General features: G+C 69.3%; 10 protein-coding genes. All 10 read left to right on the forward strand.

The genetic code is table 11. From position 1 onward, the window contains the following. Positions 1–304 precede the first annotated feature (304 nt). Genes VGV07_RS22205 through VGV07_RS22250 form a run of 10 tightly spaced genes read left to right on the forward strand, consistent with a single transcriptional unit; the run spans position 305 to position 14,256 of the window. Positions 305–964, forward strand: coding sequence for a hypothetical protein (locus VGV07_RS22205; protein ID WP_326870925.1), 660 nt, complete (start codon positions 305–307; stop codon positions 962–964). A gap of 13 nt (positions 965–977) precedes the next feature. Then, the gene (locus VGV07_RS22210; protein WP_326870926.1) at positions 978–1,331 is read left to right on the forward strand and encodes a baseplate wedge protein 53; all 354 of its coding nucleotides are present in this window, start codon (positions 978–980) and stop codon (positions 1,329–1,331) included. Between the two features lie 8 nt (positions 1,332–1,339). Then, positions 1,340–2,464, forward strand: coding sequence for a hypothetical protein (locus VGV07_RS22215; protein ID WP_326870927.1), 1,125 nt, complete (start codon positions 1,340–1,342; stop codon positions 2,462–2,464). Next, positions 2,461–2,973, forward strand: coding sequence for a phage baseplate assembly protein V (locus VGV07_RS22220; RefSeq protein ID WP_326870928.1), 513 nt, complete (start codon positions 2,461–2,463; stop codon positions 2,971–2,973). Before VGV07_RS22215 ends, VGV07_RS22220 begins: the two co-directional genes overlap by 4 nt. A gap of 8 nt (positions 2,974–2,981) precedes the next feature. Next, positions 2,982–3,299 carry a hypothetical protein gene (locus VGV07_RS22225; RefSeq protein WP_326870929.1) on the forward strand — a complete coding sequence of 106 codons (318 nt, stop codon included), beginning with the start codon at positions 2,982–2,984 and terminating at the stop codon, positions 3,297–3,299. A gap of 11 nt (positions 3,300–3,310) precedes the next feature. Continuing rightward, a complete protein-coding gene (locus VGV07_RS22230; protein ID WP_326870930.1) occupies positions 3,311–3,685 on the forward strand; it encodes a GPW/gp25 family protein in 375 nt (124 codons plus the stop codon). Further along, on the forward strand, positions 3,682–6,237 hold the full coding sequence (locus tag VGV07_RS22235) for a putative baseplate assembly protein (protein ID WP_326870931.1): 2,556 nt from the start codon (positions 3,682–3,684) through the stop codon (positions 6,235–6,237). The genes VGV07_RS22230 and VGV07_RS22235 overlap by 4 nt, the downstream gene beginning before the upstream one ends. Then, positions 6,234–8,897, forward strand: coding sequence for a putative baseplate assembly protein (locus VGV07_RS22240; RefSeq protein WP_326870932.1), 2,664 nt, complete (start codon positions 6,234–6,236; stop codon positions 8,895–8,897). Before VGV07_RS22235 ends, VGV07_RS22240 begins: the two co-directional genes overlap by 4 nt. Beyond that, a complete protein-coding gene (locus VGV07_RS22245) occupies positions 8,894–10,996 on the forward strand; it encodes a hypothetical protein (protein ID WP_326870933.1) in 2,103 nt (700 codons plus the stop codon). Before VGV07_RS22240 ends, VGV07_RS22245 begins: the two co-directional genes overlap by 4 nt. Before the next feature lie 14 nt (positions 10,997–11,010). After that, a complete protein-coding gene (locus VGV07_RS22250) occupies positions 11,011–14,256 on the forward strand; it encodes a DUF6519 domain-containing protein (RefSeq protein ID WP_326870934.1) in 3,246 nt (1,081 codons plus the stop codon). The last annotated feature ends 6 nt before the right edge of the window (positions 14,257–14,262 follow it).

Raw genomic sequence — 14,262 nt, forward strand, 5'->3', positions numbered from 1 at the left:
CGGGCTTTGCTGGATGGTTTGAACGGGCAGTTCGCGCTTCGGTGGGCAGGGATGTCGCGTATGGAAGCCACCAGGCTCTCAGTGATCCTCCACCGCGCAGCGGGGTCGCGGCTGAGCGCCAGTGGGCGCTCACCGCTGGGGGACCAGCGAAGCTGGTGGAGGGGGCGGCCACAAACACCGGCGCATCCTGCCGCCCCCTCCACCAGCTTCGGCGGTCCCCCTCCCCCGTTTCACGGTGGAGGACCACTGAGAAGCCGGTGCAAAAAACCGGTTGCGATAGCCCCGTTCCAGCGAGGGCGACGCCATGAGCCTCACCTCGTCTCCGCGGGTCATCAAGGGTGGGCTGGTGGTCCTCGCGCCGGGTGGGGGCGCGGTTCGCAGCACCATCGCGCTGCAATACAACCCGGACACGCTGACCCGCACCTACCAGGTGCAGGGCGCCGGCGGCGAGGGCGGCGGCGAACGGGCCCAGCCCTTCCGGCTCAAGGGCCCGGCCGTCGAGGCGATCCGGCTCGAGGCGGAGATCGACGCCACCGACCAGCTCGAATTCCCCGGCAGCAATGCCAATGCGGTGAGTTTCGGCATCGGCCCGCAGCTGGCCCTGCTCGAAGCGCTGATCAACCCCAGTGTCGACGAGTTGCTGTCGATCGCGGCCCGGGCCGCCAATGGCACGCTCGAAATCCTGCCGCCAGAGGCGCCGCTGGTGCTGTTCGTGTGGAGCCGCAGCCGCGTGGTGCCGGTGCGCGTCACCGATTTCTCGGTGACCGAGGAAGCCTTCGACACCCAGCTCAACCCGATCCGCGCCAAGGTCAGCCTCGGCCTGCGGGTGATGAGCACCGAAGATCTCGGCTTCGCGCATCGGGGCGGCGCCGTCTTTATCAGTTACCTCAGGGCGCGCGAGGCGCTGGCCAGCAAGGCGGGGCGCGCCAGTCTGGCGTCCATCGGCCTCGAGCGGCTGCCATGACCAGGGAGGCCACATGAGCACCACCGACCCGCTACAGGCGCTGATCGAAGCCGGCGCCATCCCGGCCACCTCGTTTGACGCGGCCAGCCGCTACAGCGGCGTGCCGCTGGGGCTCTACCGCGCCGCGGCCAATGTGCCCGGGGTGCCCTATGTGCTGCGCCGCTTCATCCCGCAAGCCCGCGATATCGCCACGGCGGGGCTGCATCTGGTGCAGGCCGGCGAGCGGCCCGACCGGCTGGCCTTCCAATCCTTTGGCGACCCGGAACTCTACTGGCGCATCGCCGACGCCAACGAGGTCATCGACCCGTTCGAGCTGACGGACGAACTGGGGGCGCGCGTCGTCATCCCGGTTCCGCCGGGCACCTAGGAGCAATCATGCAAAGCGGCGTCCAGCTCTCCCTGCGCGTTGGCCCAGTGCCGCTCCCGGTGCCACGGGAGGTGACCGACGCGCTGGTCAAGGTGAAGGTGGAGGACGGCTCGGGGGCCGCGCAGAGCGGGTTCGAACTGACTTTCGAGCTGTCGCCCACCTCGCCGCTCCGCACCCTGTTCCTGCTGACCGGCGGCGGCAGCCTGCCGCTGATGCGGGTGGTGCTGGTGGTCACCATCAATGGCAGCGCCACCCCGCTGATCGACGGGGTGACCACCAATGTCGAGACCCAGCCGGGGCAGGGCGGGGTGTCGCGGCTGGTGGTCAAGGGCAAGGATCTTTCCGCCCTGATGGATGTGATCGAAATCCCCGGCCTGCCATTTCCCGCCACGCCGCCGTCGCTGCGCGTGCTGGTGCTGCTGGCCAAATACGCGGTGCTCGGCGTCATGCCGGTGGTGATCCCCGGTATCATCGATATTCCGCCGCTGCCGATCGACCAGATCCCGCAACAGCGCGGCAGCGACTACGCCTATATCAGCCAGCTGGCCGAGGAGGCGGGCTATGTCTTCTACCTCGAGCCGGGCCCGGTGCCGGGAACATCGAAGGCCTACTGGGGGCCGGAGATCCGGGTGGGCGAGCCGCAGCCGGCGCTGACCACCAACATGAACGCGCTGACCAATGTCGAGCAGATCTCGTTCAATTTCGACAAGGGGCGGAAGAAGCTGCCGATCGTGTTCTTCCAGGAGCCGATCAGCAAGCTGCCGATCGGCGTGCCGATCCCCGACGTTACGCCGCTGAACCCGCCGCTGGGCGTGGTGCCACCCCTGCCGCCCAATATCGTCAAGCTCGATTCCACTGCCCACCTGGGTGCGGCGGAGGCGCTGATGGCGGGCATCGCCTATGCCGGCCAGAACAGCGACTCGGTGTTCGGCACCGGCACGCTGGATGTCGCGAGATATGGCCGCCTGCTGCGCTCGCGCAAGCTCGTCGGGGTGCGCGGCGCCGGGCTGCCGTTCGACGGGCTCTACTACGTCAAGACCGTGACGCACGAGATCGAACGCGGCTCCTACAAGCAGGCGTTCTCGCTCGCCCGCAACGCCCTCGTTTCCACCCTTCCAGCGGTGCCAGCATGACCCCGGCTCCACTCTACGGCAAGTATCGCGGCACCGTGACCAACAATGTCGACCCCAAGCTGATGGGGCGCATCCAGGCCTCGGTGCCCGATGTCGCGGGGTTCATCCCGGGCAGCTGGGCCATGCCATGCCTGCCGGTGGCCGGCATCAACAATGGCGTGTTCACCGTGCCGACCATGGGCTCGGGCGTGTGGATCGAGTTCGAGCGCGGCGACCCGCGCTACCCGATCTGGGTGGGCGCCTACTGGGGCAGCGGGGTGGAACTGCCGACCCTCGCGCGCCTCGTGCCGCCAGGCATCCACGGCATCGCGCTGCAGACCCAGCTCAACAACGGCATCGTCATCAGCGATGTGCCCGGCCCGACCGGCGGCATCCTGATCCAGACGGCGACCGGGGCGATGATCTCGGTCAGCGATACCGGCATCATCATCTCCAATGGCAAGGGCGCGATCATCAACATGACCGGCCCGACCGTCGACGTGAATGTCGGCGCCCTGACGGTGATCTAGGAGCGCCCATGCCAGCCCCCATCCTCCACCTCGGCGCCACCGTCCTTTGCAGCCACGCCGGCCAGGCCAACCCGCTGGCGCCGTTCCCGCGCGTCACCGTGTCGGGCCAGCCGGTGGTGTCGCTGACCAGCCCCTATGCGGTGGCCGGCTGCGCCCTCACCGGCACGCCGAACCCACCCTGCGCCACGGCGCAATGGGTGGTGGGGGCAGTGCGGGTGCTGGTGGGCGGGGCGCCGGTGGTGACGATGGCCGGCTCGTCGGTCGCCGTGCCGACCGGCACGCCGCTGCTGCCGGTGATGGCGCAAACCCGCGTGTTGGCGAGCTAGGGGAGGGGGCCGTGCAACTGACCAATGTCGATTTCCCGTATGATTTATCCCCGCTCGGGCGCACCGCCACCGCGGCGCGCGAGGACCATATCCGCGACCTGATCGAGCAGGTGCTGTTCACCGCGCCGGGCGAGCGCGTCATGCGCCCCGATTTCGGCGCCGGTCTCCTCGCTTTGGTGTTCGAGCCCAACAGCACGGCCCTCGCCGCGGCGGTGCAGATGCTGGTGCAGGGGGCGCTGCAGCTCTATCTCGCCGATCTCATCACAGTGCAGGCGGTGGAGGTCGAGAGCGAGGACGGCACGCTGCGCGTGGTGGTGAGCTACGCCATTCCCGCCGACCAGATCAGCCGCACCGAGAGCTTCACCGCTCCGGGAGGCACGCCATGAAGTTCACCTGCTCCAAGGCGCGCCGGCTCGATGTGCTGCGCACCAACGGCACCGACAACGCCATCGATTTCCTCGAAGTACTGGACCGCGACGCCCCCCCGGGCGTGCCGCGCCAGCAAACCCTGTTCGTTCGCCTGCTGCGGCCCGGCGCGGCGCTCAACCCCGACCAGCTGGCGATCGTCGGCGGCGAGCGCATCCGCAATATCGGCATCGTCTGGTTCGGCCTCGCCGACGCGCTGCCGGCAGCAGCCGAGCCTGGCCTCGTCGATACGATCGAGGCCGCCGCGCGGCCGCTGACCCTGGTGATCCGCACCGACAACTCGGGCGACCACTCACCCTATCAGCTGAAGCTCAGGCTCGATTCCGACAGCGACGAACCGCCGCCGGGCTTTGATCCGGTGCTCTCGTCGGTGACCTTTTCGTTCAAGGTCGAGTGCGAGGACGATTTCGACTGCCGGCCGGATGGCACCTGCACTCCCAAGCCGCATGTCACGCCGGTGATCGACTACCTCGCGAAGGATTATCAGGGTTTCCGGCGACTGATGCTCGACCGGATGAGCCTCCAGAGCCCGGGCTGGGTCGAGCGGTCGCCGGCCGATATCGGCATCGCCCTGGTCGAACTGCTGGCCTATGCCGCCGACAACCTCTCCTACCGCCAGGATGCGGTGGCAAGCGAGGCCTACCTCGCCACGGCGCGGCGGCGCGTCTCGGTCCGGCGGCATGCGCGGCTGGTCGATTACTTCATGCACGAGGGCTGCAACGCCCGCGCATTCGTCCATTTCGACATCGCCGGCCTCGCGGTGCCGCTGCCGGCGTCGACGCCGCTGCTGACCCGCGTTCCGCGCCTGCCGGTGGCGGTCGCGCCCGACAGCCAGGGGCTGGCCGACGCGCTGGCCGGCGGGGCGCAGATGTTCGAGACGAGCCACGACGCGCTGCTCGACGAGCGGCTCAACCGGCTCAGGTTCTATACCTGGGGCGATGAAGGCTGCAGCCTGCCGGCCGGCGCGACCAGCGCGACGCTTGTCGGCCACCTCGAGGGCATTCTCACCCCCGGCAGCTTCCTGATCCTGGAGGAAGTGACGAGCCCGACGACGCGCGAAGCCAAGGACAGGGACCGCACGCATCGCTGCGTCGTCCGGCTTACCAGCGTGACGGACCTCGAAGATCCTTCCGGCCGGCTGTTCGAAGCAACGCCCGTGCCCGGCGCGGTCGATGTGACCGAGGTCAGCTGGGATGCCGCCGATGCGCTGCCGTTCCCGGTCTGCATCTCGGTGGTTGAAGATCCCGTGCTCGAAATCAGCGTGGCGCGCGGCAATGTGGTGCTGGCCGACCATGGCCGCAGTATTGAAGGCGAAGACCTCGGCATCGTGCCGGGGCCGACCATCCAGATTGCCGGCGCCGATTGCGGTTGCGGCGCGGGCGAGGCGGCCGCGCACGCCCCCGAACTGCTGCCGGCGCGCTACCGCCCGAGTCTCACGCAACAGCCCCTGTCGCATGGGTTCGAGCTCGGCGAACTGATCGCCATCGCGCCCGGCGGCAAGGCGGCCTGGTGGCCGGCCCGGGCGCTGCTGGCGCTGGGGGCGCGCGATGCGACGCCGCTGGTGACGCTCGACAGCACCCCCGGCGCGGCCGACTGGCGCCCGCAGCGCGACCTGCTCGCCAGCAAAGCCGGCGACCCGCATTTCGTCGTCGAGGTCGAGAACGATGGCCGGGCGCGGCTGCGCTTCGGCGATGGCACGCACGGGCTGCGGCCCGATACCGACACCAGCTTTGTCGCCCGCTACCGCATCGGCAACGGCGTGGCCGGCAATGTCGGGGCCGAGGCGATCGCCCATATCGTCACCACCACCTCAGGGGTGTTCGACGGGGTGCGCAATCCGCTGCCGGCCGCCGGTGGAGTCGACCCCGAAGATATCGAGGCGGTGCGCCGCGATGCCCCGCAGGCGTTCCGCCGGCAGGAGCGGGCGGTCACCGCGGCAGATTACGGGGCGGCGGCCGAGCGCACGCTCGAAGTGCAGCGCGCCGCCGCCTCGTTCCGCTGGACCGGCAGCTGGCACACCGTGTTCGTGACGCCCGACCGTTATGGCGGCGCGGCCATCGACAAGCCGTTCCAGGACAGCCTGCGCCGGGGGCTCGAGCGGTTCCGCATGGCGGGTTACGACCTCGAAGTGGCGCCGCCGCGCTATGTGCCGCTGCTGGTCGAACTGTTCGTCTGTGTGCTGCCCAACTACTTCCGCTCCGATGTAGTGCAGGCGGTGAGCCAGGTGCTGTCGAGCGGCATCCTGCCCGGTGGCTCGCGCGGCATTTTCCACCCCGACAATTTCAGCTTCGGCCAGCCGGCCTATCGCAGCAGCATCGTTGCCGCGGCGCAGGCGGTGGAGGGCGTCGAGTCGGTGCGGATCGACACCTTCCAGCGCCTCGACGACCCGTTCCCCACATCGCTCGCCACCGGCGTCATCGAGATCGGCGGGCTCGAAATCGCCCAGTTGGCGAACGATCCGAATTTCCGCGAGCGCGGCCAGATCAGCATCAGCGCAGGAGGGGGCAAGTGACGCTACCGCTTCCGCAACTGAAATTCGCGCCGCCGGCCGCTCCGGGGCTCGCCGATTGCGGCTGCAGCGGCATCGAGCCCGAAACGCCGCAGCCGCTGTTCAACCGCATCGGCCTTTCCGCCATCCGCTATCGGGTGGGCGAATACGGCCAGTTCCGCGAGAGCCTCCGCAACGCGCTGTCATCGTCCGTGCACGTGCCGGCGTCGTTTCCGCCGGGCGCGGAATCTCCACTGTCGCGCCTACTTTCGCGCGACGAGGACGATTTCACCATTGCGCTGATCGATGCCTTCGCCATGGCAGCCGATGTGCTGACCTTCTACCAGGAGCGGCTCGCCAACGAGTCGTTCCTGAGGACGGCGACCGAGCGGCTGTCGCTGCAGGAGATGGGCAAGCTCGTCGGCTACCGCCTGCGGCCCGGCGTGGCCGCCGAGACCTGGCTCGCCTTCGCGCTAGAAACCCCGCCGGTGGCGCCGGCATCACTCAGTCCGGAGCCGGGCAATTTCGTCACCGGCGTGCCGGCCACGGTGCGGCTCGATGCCGGCCTTCGGGTGCAGAGCATACCCGGCCAGGACGAGGTGCCGCAGAGCTTCGAGCTCGGCGAAGCGATCGCCGATGCGCGACCGGAATGGAACGCCATCCGGCCGTGGCTGGCGGAGACGCATTTCCCGGCGCGCGACGAACGCGAGCTGTTCCTCAGCGGTGTCGCTACGGGCCTGAGGCCCGGCGATGCGCTGCTGCTGGTCGGCGACGAGTATTTCGGCGACAACCTGAGCAATGCCTGGGACCTGCGTTTCGTCACCGGCGTCGAGGCGGATGCCGCGAATGGCCGCACCCGGGTCAGCTGGGCGCGGGGGCTCGGCTCGCACTTCCCGCAATCGAGCCCGGCGGCCAAGGCCCATGCCTATGCCCTGCGCAAGCGCACCGGGGTGTTCGGCAACAACTCGCCCCTGTGGCGCACCATGGATGACGGTTTCCGGAACCGCTATCGCGGCGAGGCCGCCGATAATGGCGAGTGGCCGGCTTTCGTCATCAGCCCGGTGGCGGGAGCCGTCGACCTCGATACGGTGCAGCCGGAAATCGCCGTCGATGATCCCGGCACGCCCGCGCGCCGCAGCCTCGTCGTCCTCGCCAAGGGCGGCTTCAACCGGCCGGACGAGAACTATCCCAGCGGCACCTATGTCGAACTCTACCAGGTGACCGGCACATCCGAAGTGTCGCGCGCCGCCTTCGGCATTTCCGGCAAGGCGAGCCGGCTCGAGCTCGCCGGCGATAACCTCGCGGAGTTTGCCGGCAACGTGCGCGAGACCTCGGTGTTCGGGAAATCCGAGCTGCTGCCGCTGGCGCAGCGGCCGGTCACCACACCGGTCTCGGGCAACCGCGTCCCCGTCGCCATGGCGCCCGACGGGCTCGAACCGGGGCGCCGGCTGATCGTCAGGGGCAACCGGGTTTCCGACAATCAGCCGGTGGTGGTGCAGGCAACGCTGGTTGTGGCGCACCCGGCCGGCAGCGGTTTTGCCGAACTGGAGATCGCGCCCGCCCTGCCGGCCGAGCTGGTGCGCGCCAGCGTGGTGGTCTACGCCAATGTCGGGCCGGCATCGCACGGGGAATCGGTGTCGCAGATCCTCGGCAGCGGCAGCGCCGGCGAGCCCTTCCAGCGCTTCGAGCTGAAGCAGGCGCCCTTGACCTATCGCGCCGCCGATAACGAGACCGGCGCCGCGGCCGAACTCGTGGTGCGGGTGGGCGGCATTGCCTGGAGCGAGCGGAGCACGCTGTTCGGGGCGGCCGCGGACGAAGCGGCCTATGTCCTCGCCACCGACGAGAAAGGCAGCGTATTCGTCAGTTTCGGCGACGGCATTGCCGGCGCGCGGCTGCCCAGCGGGGTCAACAATATCCGCGCCAGCTATCGCAAGGGTGTTGGCGCGGCGGGCAACCTCGACGCCGAGCGGCTGACACAACTCTTCACCCGGCCGCTCGGCCTCAAGAGCGTCACCAACCCGCTGCCGGCGCTCGGCGGCACCGATCCCGAGCCGGCAGAGGCGGCGCGCGGCACCATCCCGCAGACGACGCGCACCCTCGGACGGGTGGTCTCTCTGCTCGACTACGAGGATTTTGCCCGCGCCTTCAGCGGCATCGGCAAGGCGAGCGCCCAGGTGCTGCAGACGCGCGGCGGCCGGGTGGTCGGCCTCACCATCGCAGCGCCCGGCGGCGCGGCGCTCAATGCGGCGAGCGCCGTGTGGCAGCACCTCGCGACGGCGCTCGCCGGCAGCGGCGACCCGCGTGTCGCCGTCACATTGCTCGCCCACGAGGCCAGCACGTTCCATGTCGGGCTGCGGGTAAAGTGCGATCCGGCCCTGGAGGCGAGCGTCGTACTCGCCGCGGTGGAAGCGGCGCTGCGGGCGCAGTTCTCGTTCGAAGCGCGGGCGCTGGGCCAGCCGGTACACCAGTCGGAGATCGTCGCGGTGGCCCAGGCGGTGCCCGGAGTGATCGCGGTCGATCTCAACCGGCTCTATGGCGGCACCCAGCCGCAGGCCCAGACGCTGCCGTCGCTGCAGGTACGGCTGCTCGCCTCGCGCATGCATGTCGAAAACGGAGTGGCGCTGCCGGCCGAGCTCTTGACCTTGCATCCGGGCCCATTCGACCAGCTCGAGGAGATGCCATGAGCACGCTCACCACCGAACGGCTCTATCAACTGCTGCCGGCCGTCTATCGCCTGCGCGACGTCGAGCAGGGCGAACCGCTGAGGGCCCTGCTGTCGGCATTTGCGGCCGAGCTTGCCGTGCTCGAGGAGAATATCGAGCAGCTCTACGACGACCAGTTCATCGAAACCTGCGCCGATTGGGTGGCGCCCTATATCGGCGACCTCATCGGCTACCAGCCTCTGCACGGGGTGGCGCCGGCCGTGGCGTCGCCCCGGGCCGAAGTGGCCAACACCATCGCCTATCGCCGCCGCAAGGGCACGGCGCTGATGCTCGAGCAGATGGCGAGCGACGTGACCGGCTGGCCGGCGCATGTGGTCGAGTATTTCCAGCTGCTTGGCGCCACCCAGTACATGAAGCACATCCGGCCGGGCGCCGGCGGCACCGCCGACCTGCGCGACCTGCGCTCCTCGTTGCAGGAAGGCGGGGCGTTCGAGGCGTTCGCGCATACCGCGGCGATGCGCCAGCCGGAAACCCGCTCGGGTCGCTACAACATTCCCAATATCGGCATCTTCCTGTGGCGGCTCTTGGCCCTCAAACTCACTGAAGTGCCGCTGACGCCCGACCCTGGCGACGCCAGCGGGCGGAAGTTCCGCGTCAATCCGCTCGGCGCCGACCTCAGGCTGTTCCGCAATGCGCAGCGCGAGCCGGACATCAGCCACCTGTCGGAGCCGATCAACGTGCCCGAACCGCTTTCGGTGCGGCTGCTTGCCCTCGCCGTCAAGGCGGCCCAGGTGACGACCGATCCGCCTGGCGTGGTCGACGATGATTATGGCGTTGCCGAAAGCCTGCAGTTTTTCCGCCCCGATGCAGCCGGTCCGCAGCCCGTGCCGGTCACCCAGATCCGGGTCTGCGACCTCAGCGATATCCTCGATGGCGGCGGGGCGGTGATCGGATGGAACCACGAAGCCGCGGTCAATGCCGGCGAGATCGGCGTCGATCCCGAACGCGGCCGCGTGCTGCTCGGGGCGCCCGCCGACGGCCCGTTGCTCGCGAGCTTCCACTATGGCAGCCCCAGCGCCATCGGCGGCGGGCTCTATGAGCGACAGCCCGATGGCATCGGCCTGCCGCTGCAGGCGGTCGGCAACGGGGCAGGGCTGCAGGCGGCGCTCGATCTCGCCGCTCCGGGCGGCCAGGTGCTCATCGGCGATTGCCTGACCTATGCCGAAACGCCGATCTTCAAGGTCGATAGCCCGGGCGCGCCGAATACCGGGCGGGTGGTGGTGACCGCGCCCAAGACCGCGCGCCCCTTGATCGCGGCCAGCGGCGATATCGAACTCGAGGTCGCAGCCGGCGGAGAGCTGGTGCTCGAGGGCCTCGTCATCTCCGGCGGCCGGCTGCACCTTGCTGCCGCCGCCGACACCCGGACCCGGACGCTGGTGCTGCGCGACTGTACGCTGGTGCCTGGCCTTGCGCTCGAACCCGATTGCAGCGCCGTTTCGCCCGGTGCACCCAGCCTCGTCGTCGAGCACCCGTTCGCCACGGTCACGCTCGAGCGGTGCATCACCGGCCCCGTGCTGGTGGCCGCCGAGGCCAATATTCGCCTGACGCAATGCATCATCGATGCCGGGGCGCCGGAAAGCCCGGCCTTCGCCGGCGATGTGGCGGGAGGCCCCGGCGCGCAACTGGTGGCGATCGATTGCACCGTCATCGGCAAAGTCCACGCCAGCCTGATCGAGCTTGCCAGCAACTGCATTTTCCATGCGCGCCTCGCCGCCGCGGACAGCTTCCGCGCCCCGGTGCTGGCCGAACGCCGGCAAGAGGGCTGCATGCGCTTTTCATACGTGACGCCGGGCTCGGTGACGCCGCGCCGCTATCGCTGCCTGCCTGAGGATGGCGGGGCCGATCCGGTGCTCGAGTTCACCTCGCTCCGCTATGGCGATCCGGCCTATGGGCAGCTGCGCGGCACCACCGACCACGCCATTCGCACCGGCGCCGAGGACGAGGGGGAGATGGGCGTGCTGCGCTCGCTCTCGCAGCCGCAGCGCGAGACCAACCTGCGTATCCGCCTTGATGAATATCTGCGCCTCGGGCTGCGGGCCGGGGTGTTTTTCGCCAGCTGATTTGGAGGGTTCACATGGCTACCGACTTTTCCAGGGTTCGGCTAAACCCCCTGCTGGATTATGCGGGCGTCGCGCTGAAGCAGGGCGGCGTTCTGCTGGATGCCGACGCCAACGAGCTTGCCGATATCCTCGACCGCCGCCTGCGGGCGCTGGCCAGCGATACGCTGGGCCGCTCGACGGTGTCGTCGACCACGCCCGATGCCTTCAAGATAACCGCTGCCGGCGGCACCCTGCAGATCGGCAAGGGGCGGCTCTATGTCGATGGGCTCCTCGCCGAAAACCACGGGGCGCGCTCGACGCTGCCGGCGCAGCGGATGTTCGATGAGCTGCTGGCCGAGCCGCAGTTCACCAATGCGATCGGCTACGCGGCGCAGCCCTACCTGCCGCAGGCCCCGGCGCTGCCGACCGCCGGGCGGCACCTCGTCTATCTCGATGTGTGGAACCGCGAGGTGACGTTCCTCGAGGAGCCCAAGCTGGTCGAAAGCGCCGTGGGCGTCGAGACCGCATCGCGGATCCAGACCGTCTGGCAGGTGCGGACCCTCGCCGACAACCAGCCGGCTTCCGTCACCTGCGCCACGCCCGATGCCGATGTGCTCGGCTGGGACGCGCTGACGGCGCCCTCGACCGGCGTCCTCAGCACCGGCACCTTCGATGTCGCGCCGGCCAACGACCCCTGCGAGCTGCCCCCGACCGGCGGCTATCGCGGGCTCGAGAACCAGCTCTACCGGGTCGAAATCCACGATGCCGGCACCCCCGGCGGCGGCGCCACCTTCAAGTGGTCGCGCGAGAATGCCAGTGTCGGCAGCCGCGTCACCGCCATCGTCTCGGCCTCCGAGCTGGAGCTCGAAAGTCTCGGCCGCGACGACGTGCTGTCGTTCAAGAACGGCGACTGGGTGGAGATCATCGACGATGCGCGCGAGTTCGCGCAACTGCCCGGCGAGATGCGGAAAATCACCGTGGTCGCCGCATCGCGCCGCATCACGTTCGGCACCGCCTTGCCGGCCGCGCTGGCCGGCGCCGACCCGGCCGGGCGCAACCTCAGGGTGCGTCGCTGGGATCAGGCGAACCTGGTGTTCCGGGTCAACGCCGCGGGCAACCCGGCGCAGATCCAGGATCTCAATGCCGGCAGCAGCGGCGTCATCGCCATACCGGCGGCGGCGACGACCTTCATCCTCGAAAACGGCGTCACCGTCTCCTTCGCCTCGACCGGTGCCAAGGGCTTTCGCTCGGGCGACTACTGGGTGTTTGCCGCCCGCACCACCGATGCCTCGGTCGAAATCCTCGATCGGGCCCCGCCGCGCGGCATCCATCACCATTACGCCCGGCTCGGCCTCTGGGATGTGCCGGGCGGCACCGTCACCGACTGCCGCACCCACTGGCCACCGGCCGGCAGCGACGACGATGTCGATGTGTGCTGCACCGCCGCCGTCACCCCGGAATCGCATGCGAGCGGCAGCTTCACCATCCAGGACGGGGTGAACCTCGTCGCCCAGACCGGCGGGACGGTCTGTCTCGCCCCCGGCCAATATGCGCTGCGCGAACCGGTGCAGATGAACGGCCTCCGTTCCGTGGTGGTACGAGGCCATGGTGCCGCGACGCTGGTCATCGCCGGCGGCCGCGAAGGCACCGGCGGCGGCTTCATCATGCGCAACTGCCTCGCCAGCGGCATCGAAAGCCTTGCGGTGATTTCGGCCGGCGGCCGGCCGGCGATCAGCGTCAATGGGGCAGTGGGTTTGCGCCTGCGCGAACTGGTGCTCGCCGTGCCCGGCACGCAGCGGCTGCGTGTTTCGGCCATCGCGCTCTCCGGCATCGTCATCGGCGCCTCGATCACCGATAACGCGATATTTGCGGCGTTCGGCATCCTTGCCAACGATCCGGCGGCGGCAGAGGAGGGCGACACCGCGCCGTTCCTGCTGCCGGCGGCGCTCCGCATCGAGGACAATGTGATCTGGAGCCGGCAGGCCGCGATCCTGCTCGGACGGCGCAGCTGGCATCTGCTCGATACCAGCATTTCGGGCAACGACGTCATCGGCACCGAGGGGCTCGGCATCGGCACCACCGGCCGCAGCCTCGCCGGCTCGTCGCTCGATATCCGCAGCAACAGCATCGTGGTAGAGGGCAGCGGTATCGCCTCGACGCTCGATGGCGCCTGGATTGCCGACAACAAGCTGGTGCGCTCCGGCCCCGACGATGCGTCGGATGCCAGCATCGGCATCAGTCTGGGCGAGCCGTTCAGTGCGGCAGGCGCGACGCTGTCTCTCAACGCGGGGCCGGATCGCAACGGCATCGGCGCCTGCCAGATCCTGGCCAACCAGATCGCCGGCTTCGGCGGCGCCGGCATTCGCGTCGGCATGCCGGTGCGCGACCTGATCATCAAGCTCAACATCATCGAGCGCTGCGGCAATGGCATCATCACCTCGGACGAGGCCCGGTCGGGCGCCATCTCGATCGAGAACAACCACCTAACCGATATCGGTCCGCGCGGCCGCGAGATCGCCGATTTCGTCTACGGCATTGCCGTCACCCGGTCGGACACCGTCACCGTCGCCCATAACAGCCTCCGCGGTATCGGCCTGGGGATCCTGCGTGCCGACCTCCGGGCCGGCATCTTCAGCATGGGGGGCCTGCATCAGCAGATCGCCGGCAACGAAGTGATGGAGGTGGGCCCCCGGGCGCTGATCGGCAGTGCCGCCGGCATCCTGCTCGGCGCCCCGGTCACCGACTTCAACATCACCAGCAACCTGGTGCAGCGCGACGCGCTGAAGGACGGGGCCGACACCGACGGCAGCTGGAGCGGCATCGTGGTGGCCGACATCGACCCCAAGAGCGGCTTCTCCAAACTCGCGACCATGACCACGGTGCGGCTCGACGCGGTGCGCCTCCTGACGCTGGGGGTGGGCCGGCCCTTTGTCGCCGTGCTGGCCGATGCCTCGGGGAACGACCGCGTCGTCTTCGCCGAGGGGCTGATCCACGGCAACACGGTCAACTCGCGCGGCCGCTCGGCGGCGGTCAGCGTGCAGGTGGGAGATATCAGCTTCAACGACAACCGGGTCGTCGCCCGCCTCGCCGGCACCGCGGTGTTCCTTCGCGCGCAGGTTGCCATTGTCAGCGGCAACCGGGTGCAGGGCGGCGAGACCTCGATCCAGATCGCGGGCGTCAACCCCAAGACCGCCGCAGTGCTGGGCAACATCACCAGCGGCAACATCAACGTCCAGGGCGGCCTCGTCAGCCCGTGGGACGCCCTGAACCTGCGCGTTTAGAGGAGC

The sequence above is a fragment of the Devosia sp. genome, assembly GCF_035944845.1.
Lineage (GTDB): Bacteria > Pseudomonadota > Alphaproteobacteria > Rhizobiales > Devosiaceae > Devosia_A.

Bases quoted from the DNA above. Each gene is read 5' to 3' on its own strand.
- VGV07_RS22245 (WP_326870933.1), top strand. From the start codon at position 8,894: ATGAGCACGCTCACCACCGAACGGCTCTATCAACTGCTGCCGGCCGTC.
- VGV07_RS22205 (WP_326870925.1), top strand. From the start codon at position 305: ATGAGCCTCACCTCGTCTCCGCGGGTCATCAAGGGTGGGCTGGTGGTC.
- VGV07_RS22235 (WP_326870931.1), top strand. From the start codon at position 3,682: ATGAAGTTCACCTGCTCCAAGGCGCGCCGGCTCGATGTGCTGCGCACC.
- VGV07_RS22220 (WP_326870928.1), top strand. From the start codon at position 2,461: ATGACCCCGGCTCCACTCTACGGCAAGTATCGCGGCACCGTGACCAAC.
- VGV07_RS22215 (WP_326870927.1), top strand. From the start codon at position 1,340: ATGCAAAGCGGCGTCCAGCTCTCCCTGCGCGTTGGCCCAGTGCCGCTC.
- VGV07_RS22250 (WP_326870934.1), top strand. From the start codon at position 11,011: ATGGCTACCGACTTTTCCAGGGTTCGGCTAAACCCCCTGCTGGATTAT.
- VGV07_RS22225 (WP_326870929.1), top strand. From the start codon at position 2,982: ATGCCAGCCCCCATCCTCCACCTCGGCGCCACCGTCCTTTGCAGCCAC.
- VGV07_RS22210 (WP_326870926.1), top strand. From the start codon at position 978: ATGAGCACCACCGACCCGCTACAGGCGCTGATCGAAGCCGGCGCCATC.